We start from the raw sequence: 24,144 nt of genomic DNA on the forward strand, positions 1-24,144 counted from the left end.
TGATCGGGATCACGTGGCAGTGGCGGTCCGTTACTCCTCGCACGGCGGGTCGTACGAGAGGCGGGGAAGATACTCATCCCATTTATCCCGCGTCAGAACACCCCGCGTGGTCGAGCAAATACGGCTGACGGCTTCCTCGGTGTCCAGGTCCCACAGCCGGACCGTGTCCGTACCGCTCGACACCCCGAGCATGTGGCTCTGCGGGCTGAACGCCAGGAAAGTGCCGGTCTTGGCGTTGGGGCTCATCGACTGGCCGATGGGGGAGACGTCCGCCGGATCGCCGACGTCCCAGAGCCGGACCGTGTTGTCGTTGCTGCCGGTCGCCAGGGTGTGGCCGTCCTCGCTGAACGTCAGCGACACGATCGCGTCGGTGTGTCCCGTCAGGGTCGCGTCGAGGCGAGGCTTCGCGCGGCGGTCCGCGACGTTCCAGAGCCGGACCGTCCCGTCGTCGCTGCCGGCGGCCAGCGTGCGGCCGTCCGGGCTGTACGCGATCTCGTTGACCGGCCCCAGATGTCCCTTGAGGGGCGCGCCGAGCCGCTTCACGTGGCGCGGGTCGGTCACGTTCCAGAGCCGGACCGTGGCGTCCGCGCTGCCGCTGACCAGCGTGCGGCCGTCGTTGCTGAAGTCGAGGGAGTTGACGTACCCCTGATGGCCGGTGAGCGGCGGCCCGAGCCTGCGCAGCCGGTCCGGCGAGCTGACGTCCCACAGCTGGATGGTGCGGTCCGTGTCCGCGGTCGCGAGGACGCGCCCGTCCGGGCTGAAGGCGAGCGCGGCGGCGAACCGGGTGCGCAGCTTGACGGGCGGGCCGTAGGCGACGGCCTTCCCGGGGTCGGAGACGTTCCACAGCTGCACCGCGCGATTGCCCGTGAGCACCGCGAGCGTGCGCCCGTCGGGCGAGAACATCGGCGAACGGACGAGCCCCTCCCCGGGCCGGAACGGCTTGCCGAGCGCCACCGGCCGCTCGGGACGCCGCACGTTCCACAGCCGGACCTTCTCGTCCCCCGCCGCCGTCGCGAGCACCTGCCCGTCGGGCCGGAACGCCCCGATGCGTCCCAGCATGTCCGCCGTCGAGATCGACCAGAGGCGCACCTTGTTGTCGCCCGTGCCGGTGGCGAGGGTCCGTCCGTCGGGGCTGAAGCCGAGGGCGTACATCTCCCCGCTGCTGCCCGCGAGGGGCTCACCGACCTGCGACGGATGCGCCGGATCGCGGACGTTCCACAGGCTCGCCGTGCTGTCCGCGCTGGCCGCCGCGAGCATCGTGCCCGCCGGGTTGAACGCCACGGACCACAGCGGGCCGGTGTGGCCGGTCAGCGGCGTGCCGAGCGGCTTGCCGCGGCGGGGGTTCCGGACGTCCCAGAGGCGGATCGTGTTGTCCGAGCCGCCGCTGGCGAGCGTGGCGCCGTCGGGGCTGAAGGCGACGGAGTGCGTCGTGCTCGTGTGCCCGCGCAGGACCTTGCCGATCGGCTCGGGGCGGCGCCGGTCGGCCGTGTCCCACAGCCTGATCGGGCCGTTGTCGCCACCGGCCGCCAGCGTCCGCCCGTCGGGGCTGAACGCCACGGACCGCACGGCCGCGGTGTGACCGGTCAGCTTGGCGAGCGCCTTCGGCCTGGCCGGCGCCGCCACATCCCACAGGCGTACGGCATGGTCCTCGTTGGCGGAGGCCAGCGTGCGCCCGTCCGGGCTGAAGGCGAGCAGATAGATCGTGCCGCCGTGCCCGGTCACCGGCGCGCCCAGCGGCCGCGGCCGGCTCGGGTCCCGCACGTCCCACAGCCTGATCGTGCCGTCGTCCGAAGCGCTGGCGAGGGTCTTGCCGTCCGGACTGAAGACCGCGGTGCTCACCCAGCTCTTGTGACCGGTCAGGGGCTTGCCCAGCGGTTCGGCGTGCGCCGGGTCCGACACGTCCCACAGGCGGACGGTCCGGTCGTAGCTGGCGGTGGCCAGAACGCGCCCGTTCGGGCTGAACGAGGTGAGGTACACGGCACCCTTGTGACCCAGGAGCGGTGTGGCCAGCGGCGCGTTCACGATCGAGATAAGCCGGTTCCGTACGCCCTCGTCGCCGGGCCGCAGGCGGTGCGCCACCAGGTCGAGCTGCGCGGACAGCGACGGATCCGTGTGCTGGGCCCGGTCGGCCTCGGCGACGACCTGCTGGAACACCGCGTCGTCCCGCTGCTGCCGCGCGACCACTGCGGATACGACGGCCACCATCGCCAGCACGACGAGGACCGCCACCGCGCCCCGGCTCAGCCAGACGAATCGCCTGCGCAGCCGGCCCGAAGCGGCCAGGAACTCCACCGCGCCCCGGGTCAGATACGTGTCGCCCGCGCTCTTCGCCCAGGCGCTCGCCTGTTCGAGCCGGGAGCCCCGGTAGAGCAGCGACGAGTCGCGCCCGGAGTCCTCCCAGGCCTTCCCGTCCTCCTCCAGGCGCTGGCGCAGCAGATGGTCGCTGCGGTCCTCGTCGATCCAGTCGCGCAGCCGCGGCCAGGCGTGCAGCAGCGCCTCGTGCGTGATCTCCACGGTCTCCGCGTCGAGGGTCACGAGCCGGGCACGGACCAGCGCCTCCAGCGACTCCTCCGTCTTGTGGGGATCCGTCGACTCCTCCGCCAACTGGCGGCGCGTGCCCCGTCTCCGGGTCGCCTGGGTGTCCTCGCCGAGCCGGACGAGGCGGAGCAGCAGCAGCCGCGCGGCCGTACGGGCGGCCGGGTCGAGGCCGGACCAGGCCCGCTCGGCGGTCGCCGCCACCGCGCCCTGGATGCCGCCCGCCGCGCGGTAGCCGGCCAGGGTGAGGCGCCCCGTCTTCCGCCGCTGCCAGGTGGCGAGCAGCGCGTGGGAGAGCAGCGGCAGCACTCCCGCGTCGTGCGCCCCGCGCGGCCCGTCCGTGCTCACCTCCCGGACGATCAGCTCCGCGAGCCCCGGTTCGAGTTCGAGCCCGACGGCCTTGGCCGGCCCGGTCACCGCCTTGCGCAGCTCACCGGTGGTCAGCGGCCCGAGCACCATGTGCCGGTGCTGGAGGGCGTCGGCAAGCTCGGGGTAGCCGAGGCACTCTTCGTAGAAGTCGGCGCGTATGCCGAGGACTACGAGGGCGGGGGTGGGGGCGGGAGCAGGGTTGGAGCCGGGGTCGGGGCCGGGGGCGGGGGCGCCTGTGCCGTCCTTGGCCGGGCTGCAGGCGGCATGGAGCAGCTGGATGAACGCGCGCCGCTCGGCCTCGTCCGGGCAGAGAGTGAAGGTCTCCTCGAACTGGTCGACGATGATGACGGGGCGGGTGGGGGGAGTGCGGGTACGGGTGCTTGGTGTGGGTGCGGGGGCTGGGGCGTCTGGAGCCGCCTCCCTGTCGGGGGCCGTGCGTTCTGCGCCCGTGCGTTCCCCGGCCGTGCGCTCCGCCCAGGCGGCGATGGACTCACGTACAGACCGGGCGTATTCGGGTGTAATGGGCTCGTCGGCCGTGCCCTCCTCCGGGACGACGTGCGGGACGGCACGCGCGAGCTCGGGTATCTGGCGGAGCAGCTCGGCGAGCGGCTCCCCGCCCGGTACGAGCTGCAGGACGGGCCCGGTGGCCCGGCCGCCCTCCTCGTCCAGGGCGCCGTTGCGCAGGGTGGGCACCAAGCCGGCGTTCAAGAGGGAGGACTTCCCCGCGCCGGACGCGCCCACGAGCATGACCAGACCGCCCGTCGCCTCCGCCGCGCGGAGCTGGGAGACGAGGGCCTCCGTGCTCCGCTCGCGACCGAAGAACCACTGGGCGTCCTGCTGACGGTACGAAGCGAGTCCCCGATACGGGCAGACGCTGGGGGCGGCGGGATCCTCGGCGGCGCCCGGCGAATCGGCGCCCTCCTCGGTCCCGGGGGCCCGGTCGCCGACAGGGTCGGCCACCGCGCGCTCCCACAGGCGGTGCCACTGAGCCATGTCGTACAGACCGGCGGAGACGGGCGCGGGCCGTTCACGCCGCGCCTCGGGGATCAGGACGTGCAGTACGGCCGCGAGTGCGGCGAACTGGGCCGGCACGTTCTTCGCCCGCCGCCAGTCGCTGATCCGCTGGGCGGACACCCGTACGGGCCGCCCCCGCTCGTCGACCCGCTGGAGCCTGACGACCGCTTCGGCCACACGCTTGAGGGGCGGGTTACCGGCTTCCTTGTACAGCAGCGCGAGACGTTCCGCGAAGCTTGTGCGTGCCCCTGAGTCGGAACTCAAGGCCTCCACCCCTTACTTCCGCCGCGCCTGGACATCCGGACCGGAAAACTCACTTTATACGGCTGACCTGCGCGGAAGGTGTCCGGACGAGGGTGCGCCCTCCTCCCGGAGACCGGTAACTGGCAGGATTTCGTCGCAGTAGCGAACCAACCACGCAGCGTCCTGGCAGGTCACCGGCGCAGTGCTCACGGAGGCGGCTCACGCCACCGATGGTTCTGAGCCTGGCTTGCGTCACAGTGACGACGGGCTCGTCGCGTGGCTCGAGAGATCAGTGCAGTCGGTCAAATACGGACCGCGTTCACATCGAAGGCGTTTCCGGACTTTCCCTGATCCGCGCCGATACGAAGTTCCATCACGGGTCGGCGTTGTACGCGTCGATCGGTGCCGGTCCCCACGAGGGGAGGGACCGGCGCCGGTCCGACGCGCTGCTGCTCATCAGACTCCGCAGAGCGAAGCCCGTCATGCCGCCCACGGCGTGACGGGCTTACACGTGCTGGCTACGACGGCACCCGCCCCGCCCACACCCCCCACAAACCCCACCCCCTGGAACCTCCCCACCCCACACTCAAAAATCTATGCCAGCCGGAGTAGACATTGGGTGCTGGTGTGGTTATGGTTTCTCTCGTACCCCAGAGAGACCGCAGGGCCTGGCAGAGACGAACTGCCAGGGAGCAGTACCCGCAGTAGCAGTACGCAGGACGGTGCGGTGGTGGAGTTTCGAAGCCAGGGTTGTATGCAGGACGGCGACGGGACTGACCACCGGACCGGGTGGCCCGCAGTGATCAGGGGCCGCCATGAGCAGAACAGCAGTACCGCAGTAGCAGTACCCGCAAGAAGAAGTACAAGCAGTAATTGATCACCGAGGAAATACGGAGGAACAAGACGCCATCAGGATCGCCCAGGCGGAAGTCTGAGTCTGGGTACCGCAGGACATCGATAGTGAGGTGGTCTCCGGTCAAGCAACCGCGATCCCCGCACCCCCGACAGCATTCAGGTCGGGCCTGCGGACGCAAAAGGCCGACGCGGTATCAAGGTCGGCAGATGGTGTAGCAATTCCTTCGGGGCCCTGGTGCCACATGGCACCAGGGCCCCTCCATGTTTTCCATGGCTGGCTGCCGGCACGGGTCGAGGCGCCCAGGGGCCCCAAGTGACCGACACCTTCAGCTTGTACGGCTCGCCCTCGTGGCGCCGAGGTACTGAATCTCGCACACCGGTTCCTGCCCCGCGTCGCCCATCTTGTCGGGTCGGACCCAAATGGAGCCGTCCTCATGGACCGGGCGGTCGCCGAAATGGGGGGGCATCTTCACCTCACCGGTGCCGCGGGTGCCCGGATCCAGGTGCAGGCGACGGGCATCGTCGTGGGCACCGCGTACAAACGCGTGCCGGGGAGGTCGGTGTGGACCGATACGTGCTTGAAGGTGGCCTTGTCCAGCCAGCCCCAAAGAGGGCAGGTTCACCGTCGCTCTGCCTTTGGGCCTCAGCGCGATCTCGGAGCGTTGACGAGCCTGCCCTTGCCAGCCGCGACCGCGTCCTACAGCTGCGCCGTCGAGAACGCCGGTTCGTACCAGCACGCCGGGCGCTTCCAACTAAGGTCCACAGACTTGAGCTCACCCAGAGCCGTCCGGCTGCCGGCGTAAGTAACTTTGATCCTCGAGTCGGACACAGCCGCCATCAGGTGCCTGCCTGACGCGTCGCCCTTCACTGAGTCATGGGCTCCCATACCTCCGGGGACTCCTGTCGCCATTACCGACGGAACGCCAGAGCGGCCTCACCGGTCGCACCCCCCCTTCGGCGGCCTCCACGGTTGAGGCCTGCCAGACACCTTGAGCGTGCGGTCCAGCCGCAAGGCGCTGCCCGCTGTTCGCGGAGCGGTCGCAGTCTCCGTCACTCGAGCGATTCCCGGCTGCTCGACCCCCGGCTCCTGTGGGTGGGTCACGCGACGAGCGATCGAGATTGCGCCCCGAGCTCTCCAGAGCAAGCCGCCAGGAGCCCTTTACGGCCATTGAGTCATGTGCAATATGGGCACGAGATGGCCGGAATCATTCAGTGACGTGAGTGCGCCAAAGGAGGAAACATGAAACTTCATCAGGTCGGGCGAAAATGGCGTTCGATCATGCCAGACTCTCTTCCGTCGAAGGTGGAACAGTAATTCGGTGCGCCAGACCGTGACGAAAGGCGGAGGAATGGACGTGCCATTACGTTTTGGGGCGGAGTTGCGTCGGCTGCGGGAGCGCGCCGGCATGACTCTTCAGCAACTGGCCGAGGAGACGAACTACAGCAGAGGGCACCTCTCGAAGATCGAGCGGGGAGATAATCCTCCCAGCCTGAGCCTGGTGCAGCGCTGTGACGTGTACTTCCGTACGGGTGGGCGGCTGCGCAGGGCATATGTCGCCGAGGTGGAGTCCGCCGGGGCCAAGCCCCGGCCGGCGCGTCGCCAGGTGGTGGCTACAGGGGTGAGTTCGCTGCTCGTCACCAGCCTGACAGATGACGGGCGTGGCGGGGAACTGCCACCGGGGGAGTTGTTCCTGGAGCAGCTTGCTCAGATGCAACGGCTGGGCCAGAACCTGGCGCCTGGCGCGATGTTGCCCGTCCTACGTGCTCAGGTTACGAATGTGATCGCATTGGCTTCCCGGAGCAGTGGGTCCTTGCGAGCCGACCTGATGGTCACGGCGTCCCGGTTCGCCGAGTACATCGGATGGATGGCCCAGGAGGACGGCAATACGAGCATGGCGCTGAGCGCCACAGCCGACGCGGTCGAACTGGCTCGGGCCGGCGGCGACGAGCACCTCGCGGATTACGCGCTGGTCCGTCGCGCACTTGTCGCGTACTACGACGGAGACGCGTCCCGGACGATCGCGCTGGCCCAACAGGCGCAGCGCAGCGCCGCACCGCCTCGGATCAGGGGCCTTGCAGCGCAGCGTGAGGCCCAGGGGCACGCACTCCATGGTGATGAACGGTCCTGTGGGCAAGCTCTGGAACGAGCTCGAGAGCTGCTCGGAAAGGCAGGGGACCTCTCCGACGGGCCGGTGCTGGGCACGAAGCAGATCCTCGACCCCGTCTCCATGGTGAGCGGCTGGTGCCTGTATGACCTGGGGCGCCCGCGCGAGGCGGCAGAGAAGCTGGAACGCGAGTGTCGGCGCATTGCTCCTCATGCCCTGAACAGCCGTATGCGGTACGGCATGCGACACGCCTTGTCGCTTGCCGCGGCAGGCGAGATCGAGAGCTCCTGCGAAACTGCTCGCGAACTGCTCTCCTTCATGGCCGTCGTACCGTCCGCCACTGTGCGAACCGATGTACGGAGGCTCGACCGCGAATGGTCACGGTCACGTGGAAACGCAGCGGTACGGAGTCTGCGGCCTGCGCTCGCCAATGTGCTGGATTCCGGGCAGTAGCCATGTAGGGGATTCGACCGCACCCGTCAGGCGTGAACTGCAGTTACCGCCTGTTCGCCTGTATCGTCAATTTGGATTTCCGGCGGGCACTCCCATGCCCTTATACGCGGCAAGATCGCCATCTCTTCACTTCAGGCACATTCATTCAGAGCGGAGGCTCGTATGCCCCAAATTTTTCTGAACTATCGAACCGACGACGAGGAAGCAACCGCCACACTCGTGGACAGGGAACTTTCTCGTGTTTTCGGAAATGAGAACGTCTTTCGGGCGAGCAAGTCGATCGGGCCGGGCAGCCGGTTTCCCCAGGAACTGCTCACCGCAGTCCGCCGCAGTCATGTGCTGCTGGCCGTGATCGGTCCTCGTTGGCTGACGGCAGGGGGGTCCGGGGGCCGAAGTCCGCTGGAGGACGAGAGCGACTGGACGCGACGAGAAATCCGGGAAGCGTTCGAGACCGGAGCTGTCGTCATCCCTCTCCTGGTCGGCGGAGTGAAGCGGCTGGCCGTAGAGGACCTTCCGGCGGAGATCAAGGACCTCGCCGACTGCCAGTACCGTCGGCTCAACCACCGGAACGCCGAAGCCGATCTCACGAGGCTCGCCGACGACCTCGTGAAACTCTCGCCCGAACTCGCGGCCTCCGCTGAGAGCAACGGTTACCGATCGCCCGCGACCGCTTCGGACGACGAGCAGGGGGAGGAGGCAGGCGCTTCCGGTGGCGCCAGGGTGCGGGCCAAGGTGATAAAGCACCGTCAGCGCGGCGGCATCGGAAACCTCAACGGCGACTTCTCCGGGTCCTTCGTCAGCGAACCCCAGGGTCCCGTCCATACAGGCAGTGGACATCTCTACCAGGCCCCTGAGCAGCGGTTTGGTCCGTACACCTCGAGCGAGAACGGTGGGCCGAGCCCTGTGACGGATCCGCACGGGGACGAGGACGAACAGCGTTGACCGGCCCAAGCGGTACGTCGGTCAACAATCCGCAGGGGCCTCTGCACAGCGGAGCGGGGAACCAGTACAACTACCACTGGTTCATGGGCCGAGGCGAGGCGCTGGCCAGAGTCGGCACTGACCGGCTGGAGATAGTACGGGATTACCAACTCCGGCTGGCCCAGTGCTTCGTCCGCCCACGCGGCTACGGCCGGGTGGCTGAACTGCTGGCGCGGCCGGGCGCGGTGGTCGTTTTGCAGGGTGCACCGGGGACGGGGCGACGCGCGGCGGCGACGATGTTGCTCGGAGAGCAGTCCGCAGACGGCAGCCGGATCGAGGAGTTGCAGGCGGATGTGAAGGAAGACGTCTTCGATCCGTCGACCGCCGACCGCTACCTGTTGGATCTCTCTCGCGTGGCCGAGGATGAGTACGCGGCCGCCCAGCGCACACTGATGAGATACCGCTCGCTCGTGGAGAAGCACGGCGGTCGCATGGTCGTCGTCTTCCCGGCGGGCCTGGAGTGGATGCTGGACGCGGAGCTCACGCAGCTTGCGGTGACCCTCGAACGGCCCGCCGGTCGAGCGGTTCTCAGCAGGCATTTGCGTGTACGCCGGGTGCGGTTCGAGTACGAGCAGTTGAGCACGGACGAGCTGCGCCATATGTTCGACACCGCGCCCATGCGAGAGCTGGACCGCCTGGCGGAGCTGGTTCTGCAAGCGCGTAACGGAGCGCGTCACGGCACGAACTTCGCGCATTGGCGGGACGAAGCCATGGCCGCCGCGACGAACTGGTCCCAGCAGGTGGCACAACAGTTGCGGGAGCATCGGAGCGGCTCGGAGCGGGCGTTGCTGCTGGCAGCCGCGATGATGAGTGGCGCGGCAGCGGACACGATCATGGGGGCCGCGAGCCGGCTTCTCGAACTTGTGGAACACCCAAAGGACGAGACACCGAAACTTGCTCAGGAGGGGTTGGGGGAGCAGTTCGAGAAGTTGTCCCTCGTCCGCGAATCCGATGGGCGCGTTCGTTTCGGAGGGCTTGCCTACGACGCTGCGGTCCGCCGGCACTTCTGGGAGAACTTCCCGGAGCTCCGCGAGGGTTTCCGGGACTGGGTCGGGTACTGCGCAGAAGTCGCGGAACTGGGTCCGGAGGACCGTGCTCGCCTCGTCGGCCGATTCGCAGAACAAGCGCTCTCCACCGGCCGGCCCGAGGACTTGTGCGTACTCATCGAAAGGTGGACTCAGTCTTCAGTCGGCGACAGGCTGAGCGCTACGGCAGCGACGACCCTGGAACTGGGCCTCAGTCATGAACAGTACGGCGCTCACTTCCGTTTACGTGTCTACCAGTGGGCCACGGCAAGGAGCCTGAGGCCCGATCTCGCACGTGTGCTGATCGGTATCTGTCGGCACGTCATCGCTGTGACCCACCCGGAACAAGCCGTGGTGAGGCTCCGCCACCTCGCCCTGCGCCGGGACGTGACAGGGGAGCTCGGGCAAGAGGCACGTGCGGCACTGCTGCGACTCGCCGGCAGGAATCGGCGCATGTACGCGCGCGTGGTCATGCCGTTGTTGCCGAGGACCCGAGCGCAGGGCGAAAACCTGGATCTCCTCCTTGCCCTCCTGGATCCCGTACATCTGGCGGTTGAACCTCCAGGACAGCCGTTCGCGCTGGCATGGCGGGCAGTCATGGGAGTTAAGCCGGTTGCCGTCTGGCGACCCCTCGTAGAGCGCTGGCTCTGCCTGCTAGCGCGTCGGAGAGCGAGCGACCGGGTGCTCGGCGCTCTGCTATTGGCGGCCTCGGGCGACCGGAACTTGCTCAACCAGCTCTACGTAACCACCTACGACTGGGCCGACTCATCGGCCGAGGCCGATGACGGCGTCGGACACGCTCGCGGTGAGGAAAGAGCGCGGATCGCAGAGGTGTTCTGTCGGCAAATCGATCGCGCACAAGGAGTCGGAGCCGTCTCCCCCACTCCTGGTGCGGAAAGTACGGGGGAAACATGAAAACCCATCACGTAACGCGCTTCCTGTCGGTCGGCCTTTTGATCGCCGTGCTGGCAGCAGCAGCCGTACACGGCTGGCCGATCTGGGTGTGGTTCCTGCTTCCGGCGATCTGTGCCGGTGCGCTCCTGATCGACATGCGGGTGCCGCGCTCCGAGAGAGAGTCCCGTGCCTCGGCTTCCGCTCCGGACGAGGTAGTTCCGGAGCGTCCTGCCGAGAGCCCCTACCGGGAGACATCGGTGGTTTCGGTGCCAGTGGAAAGTTCCGTTGCGGACTGCCCGTTCCTGTTCTCGGCCACTGTCTGGTGGCGACCGGCCGTTCATAACGACCCCTTGTCGCACGGCAATCCTGGTGCCTTGGCCTCGGCGTCCGTTCTGGAGCGGGTCCAGCGACTGACGTCCACGGAGCACCCCAACCAGTGCATGTTCCTGGAGCACTCCATGGAGAGCGAGCTTGGCCAACCCGTTCTCGAAGCCGGAGGCCTGGTGATCACCTTCGCCACGGACATCCGGCTCACTCTGCGGGCGAAGGACCGGGAGCACCTCGACGAACTGGAGGGGTTGCGTAAGGCCGTCGGCACGTGGGAGAGCCGCCAGCAGCACGAACGCAATGTTCGTGAGTACCTCGGCGGCGACGTCCTGCAGAGCCCAGGCAGCGCGGTCGTCTGGTGGATGGCCCGCCACGACGATCAGATTGAACGCGCGGTGGAGATGATCGGCCCTCTGACGGTCCTGTCGGCGACTGCCAACGACGAGGAGATACCTGAGGACTACCGCGCCATGACACAGCCTCATGCTGGGTCGCCGGGGGGAGGCCCGATGGACGGCCTTGCCCATCCGGAACCGACCGGCGAGGAGACCGGGGAGGTCGGCCCGTCCCATCGTTCAGCGGCCGATTACCAGAGCTCCATGGATGATCCGCTGACCAGCCTGCTGGCGAGCATAGGGATCGATGAAGGGTCCGTCGAAGGCGCGGTGTTCCTGCGTCGCCTCATGGAGATGTCGGAGGCTGCTGGCCGGCCGGAAGCTGCGGAGAACATCCGTAGGCGAATGCATGCGGTGAGACAGGAAGAGGCGCCGTCCCGCGGCTACGGAGAGCCGGGAGACCACGATCCAGAAGAAGCCGGTCCACCTCCTCGCGCCGCTGATTGGCAGGTCGCTCCGGATGGCGCGGTGTCCGAAGCGGACGAGACGGACTGGTGGGACCGCACAGCATCAGGGCCCGATGGCCTCGACCCGACTCCTGAAAGGGGCGGTCGTTGAGCAGGCTCACGACACAGGACGTCTTCGACCGGATCTGTCGATCTGTAGAGGAGCGGTACGCCGAATCGGCGCCGCTGTGCGGATGCGCGAGCCGATCTCCTGCGACATTCTGCGACGGAGCGGAGCGCACCCTGAACGATCTGGTGATCCGCGCGACCCACAGTGAGCGTGGGTGCCTCGACCGAACCACCGCGTGGCTGCACGTCGCCGGCCACCTGCGGGAAGAAGCAACGGCCGGGCAGGGACACGACTGGACGATGATCGCGGTGTGGCTGCTCACTCCCCGCCTGCGACGAGCGTCGTATGTGCTCTCCCGCCGTACGGGTGCAGAGCGCGCCGATGTCTGCTCCGGTCTACTCAAGGGGGTGCTGGAGGCTGCCCGGACCGTTGAAGAAGCGGATGCAGCCGAGATCGAAGAGCACTTGGTCGACGCGGCGTTCTCCGCCGGATGGCGGACCGGCCGACGTAACTCCAAGGAGACGCTGGTTACAGGAGTGGTCGAATGGTCCGCGGAACCGGATGCGGCCGTACTCGATTCGCTGACCTTCGCTCTGGGCGACGTCGTGCATGTCCGTGCGATGTCCGGTGCACTCGCCCAGCAGGCACAGGGCGAACGACTGGGTGCGCTCGCGTATCGCATGGGCCTGTTGGCGCACATGCGTACTATCCGCCAGCAGCGCCGACAAGGCCGACTGCGTGGCGAATTCCGTCACAAGCGGACGGATCCGAGCCAGCAGCCCTGCCTGTTCGAGCTGAGGAGGCCGGACGATGAAGCATTGGAGTGACGAGTCCGTGTCCTTCTCGGCGATGTTCGGACTCCCGGCTGAGGTCGGATTACGCATCGCTGCGGAAGCTCTGAACCTGAGTCTGGGCACTGCCTACCGGCGTGTGAGAAACGGTGACTTTCCATGCCGGGTGCGCAGGAGGGGGCGACGGTACGTGGTGCGGCTTCCGGACTTGATGCGCGCACTCGGTATCCAGGACGTCCGGGTGCGCTACGACGACGTTGAAGCGGGAGCACGGTTCGCCTCCGGGGAGAGCGACGTCTGAGAAGAACGTCCCACGACGAGAGACTGGCGGAGCATAGGCACTCATCCCGCGTCGCGTGATCACCGCTACCGCACTGGTGACCCTAGGGGCAGGGCTGAGGGTTTCTCTTTCCAGGCCGGATCGCGGTGGCGGCATGGGGCGGCTTTCCGCGTGACGTGGGTCGAAGGTCTTCGGGAGCAGGGACCGTCGCCGTGGACGGCATCCTGGGCACGCCCTCGCCTCCGAAACGGGAGACACGCACACAAAACAGGTGAGGCACCGACTCTTAAGAGTAGGTGCCTCACCTGCTGTTTCAGCTGTCGGGGTGGCGGGATTTGAACCCACGACCTCTTCGTCCCGAACGAAGCGCGCTGCCAAGCTGCGCTACACCCCGATGTCGTTGGCCCACTGCCTGTGGTGCAGGTCGTGGCGACATCGATTACTTTAGCGGACCGGCGGCCGGAGACGAAATCCGGTTTCCTCGGGGTGGGGCTGGGCGGGGCTAGCCAGGGCTTGCGGGGCGGCCTCAGTCTCGCGGTGCCAGCGTCAGCAGCGTCGCCTCCGGAGGGCAAGCGAAGCGCATCGGGGTGTAGCGGCTCGCGCCGCAGCCCGCGGAGACGTGCAGGTAGGACTTCCTGCCCTCCGCCTCGTGGCGGGAGAGGCCCTTCACGCGGTCCGTGTCCAGGTCGCAGTTGGTGACCAGGGCGCCGTAGAAGGGGATGCAGAGCTGGCCGCCGTGGGTGTGGCCGGCGAGGATCAGGGGGTAGCCGTCCGCCGTGAACGCGTCCAGGGAGCGCAGGTACGGGGCGTGCACGATGCCCATCGAGAAGTCCGCGCCGGAGTCGGGGCCGCCCGCCACGTGCGCGTACCGGTCGCGCTTGATGTGCGGGTCGTCCAGGCCGGTGAGGCCGATCTCGTAGCCCTCGATCTTCAGCGAGCCGCGGGTGTTCGTGAGGTTCACCCAGCCCGCCTCGTCGAAGCCGTCGCGCAGGCCCTCCCACGGGTTGTGGATGACGCCGACCGCGGGGGCGTTGCCGTTCAGGCCGTGCTTGCCCTGTGCCTTTTCGAGCAGGTAGCGGGCGGGGTTGCGCAGCCTCGGGCCGTAGTAGTCGTTCGAGCCGAAGACGTACGCCCCGGGGAACTCCATCAGCGGGCCCAGCGCGTCCAGCGTCTCGGGGACGCCCTCCGGGTCGGACAGGTTGTCGCCCGTGTTGATCACGAAGTCGGGCCGCAGCCCCGCCAGCGAGCGCAGCCACCGCTGCTTCTTGCGCTGTCCCGAGACCATGTGGATGTCGGAGACCTGGAGGACCCGCAGGGGACGCATCCCCGACGGCAGTACGGGCACCGTGACCCGCCTCAACCGGAAAGAACGGGGCTCGATGCCGAACGAGTAGGCGAGACCGGCCGCGGCCGTCGCCGTGATGCCCAGAGGTACTGCGTATCGCGCGCGCATCCCCCCATCGTGTCAGACCCCCGCCGGCCCTCGATCCGGAGGGCGTTCAGGGTCAACCCCCGCCCCGTTCAGGGCCGATGCCCGCCCCCGGCACGCCGACCGAGCGGAAATCGAGGGGCAGACAACTCTCCGCACCTGCCACAATCAACCCATGACCACCCTCAAGGCGAAGCTGCACGAAGACCTCACCGCCGCGATCCGGGGGCGCGACGAGCTGCGCTCCTCGACGCTCCGGCTGACCCTCACCGCGATCACGAAGGAGGAGGTCGCGGGCAAGGAAGCGCGCGAGCTCTCCGATGACGAGGTGCAGAAGGTGATCGCCCGCGAGGCGAAGAAGCGCCGCGAGGCCGCCGAGGCCTTCGCCGAGGGCGGCCGCGCCGAGCAGGCCGCGAAGGAGAAGGCGGAGGGCGAGATCCTCGCCGAGTACCTCCCGAAGCAGCTCTCCGACGACGAGCTCCAGGAGATCGTCGCCCAGGCCGTGGCGGAGGCCAAGGCCGCCGGTGCGGAGGGGCCGCGTGCCATGGGTCAGGTCATGAAGATCGTGAATCCGAAGGTCGCGGGTCTGGCCGAGGGCGGCCGCGTCGCCGCCACGGTCAAGAAGCTTCTCGCGGGCTGAGAGCCGATCCCTCGCCTTTCATGGAGGGAAGGGTCCGTACGGCGATGAGGGCGCCCCCTGCCTCAGGGGGCGCCCTCATCCACGTATCAGCCGATGCAGCGAGCCGGGACTACCGCGGCCAGCCCCCGCCGATCCCGCCCCCGATGCCGTTCCCGCCGCCACCGTGACCGCCACCGTTCCCGTTCCCGCCGAGCACGTCCGGCGGGATCGAGAAGCCGGGCCAGGGCTCGCCGCCGCCCCCACCGCCGATCCCGCCACCGTCACTGCCACCGCCGCCGTTGCCGCCGGGACCACCGGCACCGCCGCCACCGTTCCCGCTGCCGCCGTCACCGCCCGGCTTCCCGTCGTCGTGGCCGCCGCCGTGGTCCCGGTCCTTGCTCTTGCCGCCGGGGATGTGGACGGTGTTGAAGCCCGGCGCCGGCTTGCCCGCGAGGGCGCCGCTCATCGCGTCGCGCCAGATCGGGCCCGGCACCTCGCCACCGAACACCTTGTCGTACGGGACGCCGCCGATGGTGATGTCGACCATCTGCCGCTTGTGCATCGGGTCGCCGACCCAGACCGCGCCCGACATGTTCGGGGTGTAGCCCACGAACCAGGCGGCGTAGCGGTAGTCGGTCGTACCCGTCTTGCCCGCGCTCGGGCGGGAGCCGAGCCCCGCCTTCTTGCCCGTGCCGTCCTCGACCACGCCCTGGAGCAGCGTGTTGATGGTGTCGGCCGTCTTCTCCGACATGGCACGCGAGCACGTCGACTTCGGCACCGGCAGCGACTTGCCGCCGAGCGTCGTGATCGTCTCGATGGCGATCGGCGTGCAGTACGTGCCGCGCGAGGCGAAGGTCGCGTACGCGCCCGCCATCGTCAGCGGTGACATCTCCTGGGTGCCGAGGGCGATCGACGGCGCCTGCACGAGCTCCTTGCCGTCGGCCCGCTTCACGCCCATCTTGTCGGCCAGCTTCGTCACCGGGCAGATGCCGATGTCGCCGATGAGCTGCACGTAGTAGGTGTTGACCGACTTCGCGGTCGCTTCCTCCATGCCGTAAGGACCGACCTCGGACTCGTTCTCGTTGGTCAGCTTCGCGCCGCCCGAGTTCCGCCACTCCTTGCCGTCACAGGTCGCCACCCGCTCCGGATACGGCATCTCGTACGGGGACGAGTAGCTCTGACCCGCCGACTTGCCGCCCTCCAGGGCCGCCGCCGCGACGATCGGCTTGAACGTCGAACCGGGCTGATAGCCCGCGCCGCCGCCCATGGAGTCGTCCACGGAGAGGTTGATCGTGGTCTCGTCCTTCTTGAAGCCGTACGGACGGGACTGGCCCATGCCGAGGATCTTGCCCGTGCCCGGCTCGACGATGGTGGCGGCGGTCGCCACGTCGTCGGTCTTGTTCACATGATCCTTTATCGAGGCCTGCACCGAGTCCTGGGCCTGCGGATCCAGCGTGGTGCGGACCTTCAGGCCGCCCCGGTTCCAGACCTTGGCCCGCTCTTCCTTCGTCTTGCCGAAGACCGGGTCGTTGAGGAACACCTCGCGCACGTAGTCACAGAAGAAGCCGGCGCCGCTGACCGAGGTGATGCAGCCGTTCTTAGGGCGGCTCACCTTCAGGCCGAGGTCGGTCTTCTTCGCTTCGTCGGCCTCCGCCTGCGAGATGTCGTGCGTGTCGGCCATCCGCTGCAGCACCACGTTGCGCCGCTTGGTGGCCTCGGCCGCGTCGTTGACCGGGTCGTACCTGCTGGGGGACTGCACGATGCCGGCGAGGAGCGCGGCCTCCTGCACCTTCAGGTCCTTGGCGTGCTTGGAGAAGTACCGCTGGGCCGCGGCCTCGATGCCGTACGCCTGCTGACCGAAGTACGTGATGTTCAGGTAGTTCTTGAGGATGCGCTTCTTGCCGAGCTTGTCCTCGACCTGGATCGCGTACTTCAGCTCGCGGATCTTGCGGCCCAGCGTCTGCTGCGTGGCCTCGGCGACCTTCGTCGGGTCGTCGCCGGCCTCCTCCACGAAGACGTTCTTCACGTACTGCTGCGTGAGCGTGGACGCGCCCTGCGAGACGCCGCCGCTCTGCGCGTTCTGGTTGAGGGCGCGCAGGATGCCCTTGAGGTCGACCGCGCCGTGCTCGTAGAAGCGGGCGTCCTCGATCGCGACGATCGCCTTCTGCATGTACGGCGAGATGTCCTTGAGCGGCACGACCGTGCGGTCACGTGAGTAGACCGTCGCGATCTGCCCGCCCTTGTTGTCCAGGATCGTGGTGCGCTGACTGAGCGGCGGCTGTTTGAGGTTGGCGGGGATCTCGTCGAACGACTCGACCGAGCCCTTGGCCGCCAGGCCCAGTGCCCCGGCCGCGGGCAGGGCGATCCCGGCCAGCACCGCACCTGCCAGGACGCTGACTCCTAGGAACTTCGCGGCCTGCTGAGTTGGTGACAGACCACCGCCCGAGCGCTTCTTTCCCATGAGGGCAGCCTACGTTCTGATTCGCCGGACAGGCCTTAATGCCTTGGCCTAAGCTGCTCCCAACTGTCACAGCGGTGCGGTTCGGCAACAAGCCCTGCATCGCTTCCGGATCCGACGAATTCCTGTCCGAATTCGCCTCATGTGGCGCCCGTCGTCCGTTGTGACTCAACTGAACTGTCCCGGAATGCCGGGTTCCTCACGGATGTCGCCCGCTCACTCCGTCGGGTGATCTGCCGCTTACGCATAGTCCGTTCGGGCCATCCAAGATTGGGCCCGAAGGGGGTGTTGCGCTGTGCCCACCTTCCGTAACGTCCTCAACTGGCGGCGGTGCATATGCCGCTGCCGCCGTGGGGGAGCCTCGATTCGGGAGAGGACGGCGCCGGTATGGGCTGGGTAACCGACTGGAGTGCGCAGGCGGCCTGCCGCACTACCGATCCGGATGAACTGTTCGTTCAAGGAGCAGCGCAGAACAGGGCCAAGGCGGTGTGCACCGGATGTCCGGTGCGGACCGAGTGCCTTGCCGACGCGCTGGACAATCGCGTCGAGTTCGGCGTGTGGGGTGGCATGACGGAGCGGGAGCGTCGCGCTTTGCTGCGCAGGCGTCCCACCGTCACCTCATGGCGCAGGCTCCTGGAGACAGCGCGCTCCGAGTACGAGCGCGGCGCGGGCCTGCTGCCCGTGGACTTGGAGGACGAGGAGACGTACGAGAGCTACGCGGCGGTGGGGTAGGCCGTCAGGGCGATGAAACCTGATCCGGGGTGTCCGGGCCGGTGAACCCCACGTTCCGTCAGCCCGCCAGCCGGTCCCCTACGGCCCGGAGCCCCGCAAGGTCATGCACATCCCCGGGCAGTGCGGCCACTTCGGCGACCGCCACCTCGGGGTGGCGCGCGGTGAAGCGATCGCGCGTGCGCTGCTCCCGTGTGAGCAGCTGCATGCGCTCCGCGTGCAGCCGCAGCAGAGCCGCGGTCAACTGCTCGACGGACGGGTCGGGTGCCGCAGGGGTCTTCGTGGCGGCCGTGACGGCAGGGTTCTCAGTGACGGCAGGGTTCTCCGTGACCGCGGGGGGCTCGCTGGTCGCGGAGTCTGCGGTGGTCGCTGCGGTGGTCGCGGGGTCCTCGGACGGTGCGGGGTCCTCGGACGGCGCGGGAGCCTCGGTGGGCCCGGGGTCTTCTGGAGTCGCGGGTTCCTCTGAAGTCGCCTGATTATCGTGGGAGTTACGAACTCCTACCTTCCCCTCCCCCTGATCCACAATGCCGCTCTCCTCAAGATTTTCCGCGGCGGCGAGTGCCCGCTCGGCCGACAGCTGAGCGGCGCCGCTGCCATGCACCCGGTTCAGTACGAGACCGGCGAGCGGCATGTCGTCCGCGGCGAGGCGCTCCACGAAGTACGCGGCCTCCCGCAGCGCGTCCCGCTCCGGCGAAGCCACCACCAGGAACGCCGTTCCTGGCGCCTGCAGCAGCCGGTACGTCGCGTCCGCCCGCGTACGGAAACCGCCGAACATGCTGTCCATGGCCGTCACGAACATCTGTACGTCACGCAGCAGCTGCCCGCCGAGCAGCTTGCCGAGGGCCCCCGTCATCATCGACATGCCGACGTTCAGGAACTTCATCCCGGCCCGGCCGCCCACCTTCGCCGGCGCCATGAGCAGCCGGATCAACTTCCCGTCCAGGAAGGACCCGAGGCGCTTCGGGGCGTCGAGGAAGTCCAGCGCCGAGCGCGAGGGCGGCGTGTCCACGACGATCAGGTCCCACTCGTCCCGGGACCGCAGCTGCCCCAGCTTCTCCATCGCCATGTACTCCTGCGTGCCCGCGAAGCCCGCCGAAAGCGACTGGTAGAAGGGGTTGTCGAGGATCGCCCTCGCGCGCTCCTTGTCCGTGTGCGCCTCGACGATCTCGTCGAAGGTGCGCTTCATGTCGAGCATCATGGCGTGCAGCTCACCGGTGCCGTCGATCGCCTTGACCTGCCGCGGGACGTTGTCGAGGGAGTCGATGCCCATGGACTGGGCGAGCCTGCGCGCCGGGTCGATGGTGAGCACGACGACCTTGCGGCCCCGCTCCGCCGCGCGCAGCCCGATGGCGGCCGCCGTGGTCGTCTTGCCGACGCCGCCGGATCCGCAGCACACCACGATGCGGGTCTTCGGGTCGTCGATCAGGGAGTCCACGTCCAGCACGCGGCCGGGGGCCAGCGTCCGTGCCGCTTCCTGGCTGCTCGTCATGCGATCCCTTGCTTCCGCAGTTCCGTGGCGAGTTCGTAGAGGCCCGCCAGGTCCATCCCGCCGGTGAGCAGCGGGAGTTCGTGCAGAGGCTGACCGAATCCGGTCAGCTGGGCGCGCTGGTCGCGCTCCAGGGCGTACCGCTCGGCGTACTCCGCGGCCTGCTCCAGGAGCGGATCGACCAGCCGCTCGGCGCCGCCGCCGCGGCGCGCACCGCCGAGCCCGGCGGCCGACAGCGACTTGGCGATGGCCGTACGAGGCGTCCGGTCGAGGCCGCGCTCCAGCGAGGCGTCGCCCAGCAGGGCCGGACGCACCATGTTGACGATGACCCGGCCCACGGGCAGCTGCGCGGCCCGCAGCTCGGCGATCCCGTCGGCGGTCTCCTGGACCGGCATCTCCTCCAGGAGGGTCACCAGGTGCACGGCCGTCTCGGGGGACTTCAGGACCCGCATCACGGCCTGTGCCTGATTGTGTATCGGGCCGATCTTCGCGAGCCCGGCGACCTCGTCGTTCACGTTCAGGAAGCGGGTGATGCGGCCGGTCGGCGGGGCGTCCATCACCACGCAGTCGTACGCGTACCGCCCGCTCTTGTCCTTGCGGCGCACGGCTTCGCAGGCCTTGCCGGTCAGCAGCACGTCACGGAGGCCCGGCGCGATGGTGGTGGCGAAGTCGATGGCGCCGAGCTTCTTCAGGGCCCGGCCCGCGCCCCCCAGTTTGTAGAACATCTGGAGGTAGTCGAGCAGCGCGAGCTCGGGATCGATGGCGAGGGCATACACCTCCCCGCCCCCGGGAGCGACGGCGATCTTCCGCTCCTCATAGGGCAGCGCTTCGGTTTCGAAGAGCTGCGCGATGCCCTGCCTGCCCTCGACCTCGACGAGGAGGGTGCGTTTGCCCTCCGTCGCCAGGGCGAGCGCGAGGGCCGCGGCCACCGTGGTCTTGCCGGTACCGCCCTTGCCACTGACGACCTGGAGCCTGCTCACCCTTCCGAGCCTAACCAGTCGCCGCCCGGACCATGCAGGAGCCCACCCTGAGCAGCCCCCGACACCGACTACAGTCGGCCACATGACCAAGTGGGAATACGCAACCGTGCCTCTGCTCGTCCACGCCACGAAGCAGATTCTGGACACCTGGGGCGAGGACGGCTGGGAGCTGGTCCAGGTCGTGCCCGGGCCGAACAACCCCGAGCAGCTCGTCGCCTACCTGAAGCGGGAGAAGCAGGCATGAGCGGCGCAGTCGAGGCCCGCCTCGCCGAGCTCGGCCTGACGCTGCCGGAGGTCGTGCCGCCGCTGGCCTCGTACCAGCCGGCCGTCCAGTCCGGCGTGTACGTCTACACCGCGGGCCAGCTCCCGATGGTGGACGGCAAGCTCGCCGTGACCGGCAAGGTCGGCGGCGAGGTCACCCCGGAGGAGGCCAAGGACCTGGCCCGCACCTGCGCGCTGAACGCGCTGGCCGCGGTCAAGTCGGTCGCCGGTGACCTGGACCGCGTCGCGCGTGTCGTGAAGGTCGTCGGCTTCGTCGCCTCGGCCCCGGACTTCACCGGGCAGCCCGGCGTGATCAACGGCGCCAGCGAACTCCTCGGCGAGGTCTTCGGCGACAAGGGCGTGCACGCCCGCAGCGCCGTGGGTGTCGCCGTGCTGCCGCTGGACGCCCCGGTGGAGGTCGAGTTCCAGGTGGAGCTCACAGAGGCGTAAAACGGTCGCTCCGGAGAACAGTCCCTCCGGAGAAACCGTCCCTCCGGAGTGGCCGTTCACACCGAGCGGCGCTCCGTAGGGCCCGATTGTTGCCTCTCGAACATCAGCCCACTAGGGGATAGCCTCCGCCCATGGCAAATGGGCAGTGGTACCCCCCGGAGTGGCCCGACCGCATCCGCGCCCTCGCGAGCGGCGAGCTGACTCCGGCCACCCCGCGCCGCGCCGCGACCGTCATGCTGCTCAGGGACGGCACGGAGGGCGCTGAAGTACACATGCTGCGCAGACGCGCCTCCATGGCCTTCGCCGGAGGCGCGTACGCGTATCCGGGCGGCGGCGTCGACCCGCGCGACGACGACCATCTGGTGCGCTGGGCAGGGCCCCCGCGCGCGTCTTGGGCGGCCCGGCTCGGCGTCGAGGACGAGGCCGCCGCCCAGGCGATCGTCTGCGCCGCGGTCCGCGAGACGTACGAAGAGGCGGGCGTCCTGCTCGCGGGGCCGACTCCGGAGACGGTGGTCGGCGACACCACGGGCGACGACTGGGAGGCCGACCGCGAGGCCCTGGTGGCCCGTGACCTGTCCTTCGCGGAGTTCCTGGACCGCCGCGGCCTCCACCTGCGCAGCGACCTCCTCGCCGCGTGGGCCCGCTGGATCACCCCCGAGTTTGAGCCCAGGCGTTACGACACGTTCTTCTTCGTGGCCGCGCTTCCCGAGGGCCAGCGCACCCGCAACGCCTCCACGGAGGCCGACCGCACGGTCTGGATCCGCCCCGCGGAGGCGGCCGCCGGCTACGACGAGGGCGAGCTCCTGATGATGCCGCCCACCATCGCGACCCTGCGCGCCCTGAGCGCCCACCCGACGCCCCAGGCGGCCCTCGCCGCCGCCCCCTCCCAGGACATGGCACCGGTCCTCGCACAAGCTCACCTGGAGAACGGCGCATTGGTCCTCTCCTGGCCGGGCCACGACGAGTTCACCAAGCACATCGCCGCGGGCAGCGAGCGGTGACCTCACCCTGCCACCCCCGCCCAGACAGGACAGGAGTCACCCCCGCATGACCGATGCCGCCGCCCTCCCCGGCCAGCCCCGCGGCGGAGTCCTCACCGGCCCCGCCACCGCCCGCGCGGTCAACGTCCTCGCGCCCAACCCCTCCGCGATGACCCTGGACGGCACGAACACCTGGATCGTCTCCGAGCCGGACTCCCCGCTGGCGGTGGTCATAGACCCGGGGCCGCTGGACGACGCCCACCTGAGCCGCGTCGTCGAGACGGCCGAGAAGATGGGCAAGCGCGTCGCCCTGACCCTGCTCACCCACGGCCACCCCGACCACGCGGAGGGCGCCTCCCGCTTCGCGGAGCTGACGCGCACCCACGTACGCGCCCTGGACCCCGCCCTGCGCCTCGGCGACGAGGGCCTGGCGGCCGGCGACGTCATCACCACGGGAGGCCTGGAGCTGCGCGTCGTCGCCACCCCCGGCCACACGGCGGACTCGCTCTGCTTCCACCTCCCCGCCGACCGCGCGGTCCTGACGGGCGACACGATCCTCGGACGCGGCACGACGGTCGTGGCGCACCCCGACGGCCGCCTCGGCGACTATCTGGACTCCCTGCGCCGGCTGCGCTCCCTGACGGTCGACGACGGCGTCCACACGGTCCTGCCGGGGCACGGGCCGGTCCTCGAGGACGCCCAGGGGGCCGTCGAGTTCTATCTGGCGCACCGCGCCCACCGGCTGGCGCAGGTCGAGACGGCCGTGGAGAACGGCCACACGGAGGCCGCGGACGTCGTCGCACACGTGTACGCCGACGTGGACCGCTCCCTGTGGCCGGCCGCGGAGCTCTCGGTCCGGGCGCAGTTGGACTACCTGCGGGAACACGGGCTGATCTGACGGCCGGAAAACGCGATGGGTCCCGCCTCCGAAGAGGCGGGACCCATCCACGTACAGAACGCGTCGGAACGTGTCAGACCGCGTACAGAAAAAGCGTCAGCGCGACCGCTTGGCCAGGCGCTCGACGTCCAGCAGGATCACGGCGCGGGCCTCGAGCCGCAGCCAGCCGCGACCGGCGAAGTCGGCGAGCGCCTTGTTGACCGTCTCGCGGGAGGCGCCGACCAGCTGGGCGAGCTCTTCCTGCGTGAGGTCGTGCACGACGTGGATGCCCTCTTCGGACTGCACGCCGAAGCGGCGCGACAGGTCGAGGAGCGCGCGGGCCACGCGGCCGGGCACGTCGGAGAAGACGAGGTCGGACATCTGGTCGTTGGTCTTGCGCAGGCGCCGGGCGACGGCGCGCAGCAGCGCGGCGGCCACCTCGGGCCGGGCGTTCAGCCAGGGCTGGAGGTCGCCGTGGCCGAGGCCGAGCAACTTCACCTCGGTGAGGGCGGAGGCCGTGGCGGTCCGCGGGCCGGGGTCGAAGAGCGAGAGCTCACCGATCAGCTCGCCGGGGCCGAGCACCGCGAGCATGTTCTCGCGGCCGTCGGGCGAGGTGCGGTGGAGCTTCACCTTGCCCTCGGTGACCACGTACAGCCGGTCTCCGGGGTCGCCCTCATGGAAGAGAGCATCCCCGCGCGCGAGCGTCACCTCACTCATGGAGGCGCGGAGCTCCGCGGCCTGCTCGTCATCGAGCGCCGCGAAGAGCGGGGCGCGCCGCAGAACGTCGTCCACGAGTTCTCTCCTTGTCGACCTGCTCAGGGGATCTTGGTTCCCCGCATATCAGGGGTCCGTGTTCCCCATTTTGCCGGACGGTCCAAACAGTGTGATCAGTCACAAGTCTGCCGCACCGGCGCCGCGAGCTGTGCGGGAGGGGGCCAATTGGGGGCCGATCCATGGGGTCAGGGACGGATGTCAGTGTCGGGCTCTAGGCTGGCCGGGTGTCCAAAAAGCCGGTGAGAGCACAGGCCGAGGGGGCTGAGCCGGTGGCCGCCCTCCAGGATTCCGCTGTGGGCGAACACGCGTCCAATGCTT

18 protein-coding genes and 1 tRNA gene are annotated in these 24,144 nt (G+C 69.0%); 12 read left to right on the forward strand and 7 right to left on the reverse strand.

Going from position 1 to position 24,144, the window contains the following annotated elements:
• Positions 1 to 30: 30 nt before the first annotated feature.
• Positions 31 to 4,191 (reverse strand): hypothetical protein, encoded by a 4,161-nt coding sequence (locus ACH4D5_RS15290; protein WP_398302292.1) that lies wholly within the window; start codon positions 4,189 to 4,191, stop codon positions 31 to 33.
• Positions 4,192 to 6,335: 2,144 nt separating this feature from the next.
• Here ACH4D5_RS15290 and ACH4D5_RS15295 point away from each other — a divergent pair.
• From ACH4D5_RS15295 to ACH4D5_RS15320, 6 genes are all read left to right on the forward strand, one after another.
• Positions 6,336 to 7,574 carry a helix-turn-helix domain-containing protein gene (locus ACH4D5_RS15295; protein ID WP_398302294.1) on the forward strand — a complete coding sequence of 413 codons (1,239 nt, stop codon included), beginning with the start codon at positions 6,336 to 6,338 and terminating at the stop codon, positions 7,572 to 7,574.
• A 162-nt stretch (positions 7,575 to 7,736) separates the two neighbouring features.
• On the forward strand, positions 7,737 to 8,516 hold the full coding sequence (locus ACH4D5_RS15300; protein WP_398302296.1) for a toll/interleukin-1 receptor domain-containing protein: 780 nt from the start codon (positions 7,737 to 7,739) through the stop codon (positions 8,514 to 8,516).
• A complete protein-coding gene (locus ACH4D5_RS15305) occupies positions 8,513 to 10,495 on the forward strand; it encodes a hypothetical protein (protein ID WP_398302298.1) in 1,983 nt (660 codons plus the stop codon). Before ACH4D5_RS15300 ends, ACH4D5_RS15305 begins: the two co-directional genes overlap by 4 nt.
• Positions 10,492 to 11,754, forward strand: a complete 1,263-nt coding sequence (locus tag ACH4D5_RS15310; protein ID WP_398302300.1) for a hypothetical protein — start codon at positions 10,492 to 10,494, stop codon at positions 11,752 to 11,754. The genes ACH4D5_RS15305 and ACH4D5_RS15310 overlap by 4 nt, the downstream gene beginning before the upstream one ends.
• Positions 11,751 to 12,539 (forward strand): hypothetical protein, encoded by a 789-nt coding sequence (locus ACH4D5_RS15315; RefSeq protein WP_398302302.1) that lies wholly within the window; start codon positions 11,751 to 11,753, stop codon positions 12,537 to 12,539. Before ACH4D5_RS15310 ends, ACH4D5_RS15315 begins: the two co-directional genes overlap by 4 nt.
• 22 nt (positions 12,540 to 12,561) lie before the next feature.
• The gene (locus ACH4D5_RS15320; protein WP_398302634.1) at positions 12,562 to 12,804 is read left to right on the forward strand and encodes a helix-turn-helix domain-containing protein; all 243 of its coding nucleotides are present in this window, start codon (positions 12,562 to 12,564) and stop codon (positions 12,802 to 12,804) included.
• A gap of 299 nt (positions 12,805 to 13,103) precedes the next feature.
• Here the strand turns inward: ACH4D5_RS15320 and ACH4D5_RS15325 are convergent.
• Positions 13,104 to 13,177: transfer RNA gene (locus tag ACH4D5_RS15325), tRNA-Pro, on the reverse strand.
• A 132-nt stretch (positions 13,178 to 13,309) separates the two neighbouring features.
• A complete protein-coding gene (locus ACH4D5_RS15330; RefSeq protein WP_398302304.1) occupies positions 13,310 to 14,236 on the reverse strand; it encodes a metallophosphoesterase in 927 nt (308 codons plus the stop codon).
• A gap of 151 nt (positions 14,237 to 14,387) precedes the next feature.
• On the opposite strand from ACH4D5_RS15330, the gene ACH4D5_RS15335 reads away from it, so the two are divergent.
• Positions 14,388 to 14,852 (forward strand): GatB/YqeY domain-containing protein, encoded by a 465-nt coding sequence (locus tag ACH4D5_RS15335; protein WP_398302306.1) that lies wholly within the window; start codon positions 14,388 to 14,390, stop codon positions 14,850 to 14,852.
• 109 nt (positions 14,853 to 14,961) lie between these two features.
• On the opposite strand, the gene ACH4D5_RS15340 is transcribed toward ACH4D5_RS15335, so the two are convergent.
• Entirely contained in the window at positions 14,962 to 17,292 is a 2,331-nt protein-coding gene (locus ACH4D5_RS15340) for a transglycosylase domain-containing protein (RefSeq protein ID WP_398302308.1), read from the reverse strand.
• A 384-nt stretch (positions 17,293 to 17,676) separates the two neighbouring features.
• Here ACH4D5_RS15340 and ACH4D5_RS15345 point away from each other — a divergent pair, with 384 nt between their 5' ends.
• Positions 17,677 to 18,021, forward strand: coding sequence for a WhiB family transcriptional regulator (locus ACH4D5_RS15345; protein WP_030782081.1), 345 nt, complete (start codon positions 17,677 to 17,679; stop codon positions 18,019 to 18,021).
• Between the two features lie 58 nt (positions 18,022 to 18,079).
• Here the strand turns inward: ACH4D5_RS15345 and ACH4D5_RS15350 are convergent, their stop codons facing one another.
• Entirely contained in the window at positions 18,080 to 19,507 is a 1,428-nt protein-coding gene (locus ACH4D5_RS15350; protein WP_398302310.1) for an ArsA-related P-loop ATPase, read from the reverse strand.
• Complete coding sequence (locus ACH4D5_RS15355; RefSeq protein WP_398302312.1) at positions 19,504 to 20,484, reverse strand: ArsA-related P-loop ATPase; 981 nt, start codon at positions 20,482 to 20,484, stop codon at positions 19,504 to 19,506. The genes ACH4D5_RS15350 and ACH4D5_RS15355 overlap by 4 nt, the downstream gene beginning before the upstream one ends.
• A gap of 82 nt (positions 20,485 to 20,566) precedes the next feature.
• Between ACH4D5_RS15355 and ACH4D5_RS15360 the strand changes: the two genes are divergently transcribed.
• The 4 genes from ACH4D5_RS15360 (at position 20,567) to ACH4D5_RS15375 (ending at position 23,073) form a co-directional block, all read left to right on the forward strand.
• On the forward strand, positions 20,567 to 20,728 hold the full coding sequence (locus tag ACH4D5_RS15360) for a DUF4177 domain-containing protein (protein WP_003975360.1): 162 nt from the start codon (positions 20,567 to 20,569) through the stop codon (positions 20,726 to 20,728).
• Entirely contained in the window at positions 20,725 to 21,195 is a 471-nt protein-coding gene (locus ACH4D5_RS15365; protein ID WP_362987746.1) for a RidA family protein, read from the forward strand. Before ACH4D5_RS15360 ends, ACH4D5_RS15365 begins: the two co-directional genes overlap by 4 nt.
• Before the next feature lie 131 nt (positions 21,196 to 21,326).
• Positions 21,327 to 22,196 carry an NUDIX hydrolase gene (locus tag ACH4D5_RS15370; protein WP_398302313.1) on the forward strand — a complete coding sequence of 290 codons (870 nt, stop codon included), beginning with the start codon at positions 21,327 to 21,329 and terminating at the stop codon, positions 22,194 to 22,196.
• A 46-nt stretch (positions 22,197 to 22,242) separates the two neighbouring features.
• Entirely contained in the window at positions 22,243 to 23,073 is an 831-nt protein-coding gene (locus tag ACH4D5_RS15375) for an MBL fold metallo-hydrolase (protein ID WP_398302314.1), read from the forward strand.
• A gap of 96 nt (positions 23,074 to 23,169) precedes the next feature.
• On the opposite strand, the gene ACH4D5_RS15380 is transcribed toward ACH4D5_RS15375, so the two are convergent.
• A complete protein-coding gene (locus ACH4D5_RS15380) occupies positions 23,170 to 23,844 on the reverse strand; it encodes a Crp/Fnr family transcriptional regulator (RefSeq protein ID WP_016642758.1) in 675 nt (224 codons plus the stop codon).
• Positions 23,845 to 24,144: the final 300 nt, after the last annotated feature.

The sequence above is a fragment of the Streptomyces sp. NPDC018029 genome, assembly GCF_044327655.1.
Classification (GTDB): Bacteria; Actinomycetota; Actinomycetes; order Streptomycetales; family Streptomycetaceae; genus Streptomyces.